Source organism: Bradyrhizobium sp. UFLA06-24 (assembly GCF_054967145.1).
Genome location: NZ_JADFUE010000157.1, coordinates 1 through 3223 on the forward strand (window position 1 = coordinate 1; position 3223 = coordinate 3223).

Below are 3223 nucleotides of genomic sequence, written 5' to 3' on the forward strand. Positions count from 1 at the left end.
CTCACCCCTCGGCATGCTCCGGCCTAAACCGGCCTCAAGCCTTCTCCAAACAAAAAACCCGCCGAAAAATCGACGGGTTTTGTCAGCGGTCTGAAAGCCCCGGCTCGCCGGGGCTTTTTTTGTCTTTATCGTGTGCGGCAAGAGGGTCAATACGGCGTATCGAAGGCCATCAGGCGGTCGTGGTCGAGCACCACGAGATCGCGCTGCGTATTGGTCGGGAAGCCTATCACGCCGTCCCCATGGAGTTGGGACATCGCGCGGGACACGCTCTAATGTTAGTCCTAAGTAGATAGCGATGTCGCGACGTGACATTGGCAACTGCAAGACGCCAGCTTTCATCGAACGATCAGTCATATCGCGAAGAAAGGCGGCGACGCGCTCCATCGCGGTTTTTCGGCCGAGTAGGAGCAAACGATCTTCGACGTGCTGCAGATTCGAGGTTGGCGGCGCAGAAGCGTCACTTGCTGCTGCTCGCTCTCTTGGCGCCTGATCTGGATACTGTGTCAACTGTGGCAGCGTGTACCTGGGCCGACGCTGATGAGGGGTGCGAGCGTCGGCACCAGTTGATTTTCAGGGAACGCAAGCTCCCGGCACGGCCTGGCTCTCGATGCCTTGGAGCTGGCCACCATTGGTTGGGTTTTATGGTTTCAGGCATTATGACCAGCTGGCGCATTTCATCTTGCATCTATACTCATACCGACTGCACCGCGCTGCGTCGCGCTGACTTCAATCTAGGGCAGCTTCTGGCCTTTTGCTGCCGTTAGAGCGGCGCCGCGACATGTCTGTTCAGCGGTGTAGACCGGAAGCTTCGCGCTCTTTGTCGCGCATCCAGCAGCGCCAGTTCACGCTTTGCGTTTGCTAGAAAGCTTTCCAGTGTCTTCTGCAGGGCTGGAGTATGGGCGCCGCTCAGAAGCTTCTGAAAATGAGCAATGTTCTGCTGGCAAATGAACCTTTTCATGCAGATCGTTTGGCCGTGGGGTGGCTATGCTAGTGGCGATGCTTCTCTTTCCCAATAAGGGCGCAACACTGCCAGGACGACCATCACCACCCAAACGCTGGCTTGCGGCTGGGTGCCACACCTGAATTCCACCTAGGGCTTGCAGAGCGCTAGATCAGAGCAGCAATCGTTCGTTGCAGCCGAGATATCTTCTTCTCTTCCGTCTCGATTAGACGGTTCGCTTCAGAGTCCAAGGATCGCGCATCCGGGGGCGTGTCGGCCTCCAATCGCTCGATGCGCTTTCGAGATAGTTCAATGATCTCTTGAAGCTGCTCTTTCCAGAGAGCGGTCATGGCTGCAATGCCTACGCAAGACTAGTCGGCTCAACGTTGTCTCTAATGGTTGAAAAATTACATCTCTTTTTGCTTTGTGCCCACCCGCAAGAATACCGGATTCGGCGCCCCGAGGCATCGAACCGAAAGGGGCCGCCTCGCAGCGACCCCTTGCCGGTTGAAATGCTTGTTGGGGATAGGAAATATCCAGCCCCGGCAGGGGCCAGCTTAGCGCTTTCGGAAGCGCCGATAATCCGGACGAATACCGAAAGCGATGCTGTCCTAAACCTGGACCGACGAAGGGTCTCACGCCACCAGCCGCAACTTGCTAGCCGCCGCCGTCCCGATGATCCGCCGCAACTCGGCCGCCATCCAGCACCGCGCGCTTTTCCTTCAGGAGTTGAAGAATTTACCGGTGACCGTCGGCACAATTACCTCGGCCGCCTTGGCGCCCGCCTGGTCGAGACATTTCGCGATCCAGGCGTCATCAAAGCCAAGATCCCCGGCCAAAGTCGCTGCTGTTCGACGCAAGTCATGTAGGGTGACAAGCACTGGCAGGCCACTCGCAAGGCTTCGTCTTCGAAAGTCCGGTCTATCCGGGACAGCCGCTCTACCGTACCGCGATGAGCGCCGCACTGCGCGGCACCAAGCACGAGACCTGCAAGAGCAAGACTAAGACTAAGACCAAGACCAAGACTAAGGCGCCCGGTGTGTCCGAACTGCTCGGCCTTAAGCGATTGCGCCCCACGACGTTCGTGAGACCGCTGCCACACTTGCGGGTGAACTCGGTTACTACGAGGCTGCGATTGCGAAGTGCTTGAGCAGGCCGCGACGGTGAGTTGGCTAAGCCAAGGCTCCGCGATGACCCCACTCTCGATGCGATGGTGAAGCGCGGCAAAACCCATGAGAAGGATTTTGTCGATCATCTCGGTAGCAGGGGAGCTCCGTCGCCGTCATTGCCGGTGTTGGCGTCGCTGACGCCTGGGTTGCCCAAACGCCGGAGGCGAGGGCGCATGACGATGCGGTGATCGCCCAGGCGGCCTTGCAGGATGGGAATTGGAGTGGTCGCGCCGCCGTGCTGCGGCGGCTTGAGACACCGAGCGGTTCGTGCGCTTCGTCGTACGAGGTCACCCACAAAAAGTTCACCCCGCGAGACTAAGGGCAACATGTCCTGCAGCTCAGCACCTACTCGGACCTACTGGCGAGCGTGCACCAGAAGGTTCCGGAGACGGCGCATGTCGTGACACCCGGGACGGAGTATGCCGGAGCCTACAGCGTGGCCGATTTTGCGGCGTTCTACTCACATCAAACAAACACTAGTGGCCTTTGCGGCGGTGCCCCGCACGATCGCCGACCCAGCCGAGCATTGTGAGGTCTGCTGATGGCGCGGGCTGCGATGCCGGGCCGACCCGCGAGCTTGTGCGGCTATGAATGCTGGTGGGATTTGTGAATTGCTTCACATAACGCTGCTGCGAATGCTGTCGGTCCGCAAACTAGATCGGTTCTCGCTCCATGTTGCAGACGTGGTCGGCGAATTGGAGCCGAATCTTATGCTAGCACCAGAGCGCCTCCTTGACAGAGGTGGCGTGAAAAGCTTTGATTACCCGCGTTTTCTGAAAAGTGATTTTTTGCTGCACTTGGCGCAGTGGGCGAACGTGTCTTCTAGAGCACCGTCAGACTAAGCTTAAGAAGAAGGCTCGCTGTTCATCGTCAGGCTTCGGAGATATTGCATGTCCGATTCACTTGCCTCCTGGAACCGCATCAAGAACATCTCCGGGTTCAGCGACGGCGTCCATTCCGGACCGCCGCTGGCTGCGCCGCTGACATTGCCGGCGAGTGGAGTTGCGCCCGACAGCGCAGGCGCCTCGCTGGACTACTACGTGCGCTTCTCGATGTATGACGGGACGACGTTCACGGTGGACGGCAACAAGCTGTTCGGCCTGCATGGCTTCTC

At 58.6% G+C, this 3223-nt stretch carries 2 protein-coding genes and 1 pseudogene; 1 reads left to right on the forward strand and 2 read right to left on the reverse strand.

Features of this window, described 5'->3' with window-relative positions:
- Positions 1 to 282: 282 nt before the first annotated feature.
- A pseudogene (locus IF809_RS38210) lies at positions 283 to 384 on the reverse strand (helix-turn-helix domain-containing protein); the annotation flags it as partial.
- Between the two features lie 723 nt (positions 385 to 1107).
- Positions 1108 to 1290, reverse strand: coding sequence for a hypothetical protein (locus IF809_RS38215; protein ID WP_453996307.1), 183 nt, complete (start codon positions 1288 to 1290; stop codon positions 1108 to 1110).
- Between the two features lie 1709 nt (positions 1291 to 2999).
- On the opposite strand from IF809_RS38215, the gene IF809_RS38220 reads away from it, so the two are divergent.
- The coding region (locus tag IF809_RS38220) for a hypothetical protein (RefSeq protein WP_462840048.1) at positions 3000 to 3223 on the forward strand (224 nt) is incomplete at its 3' end.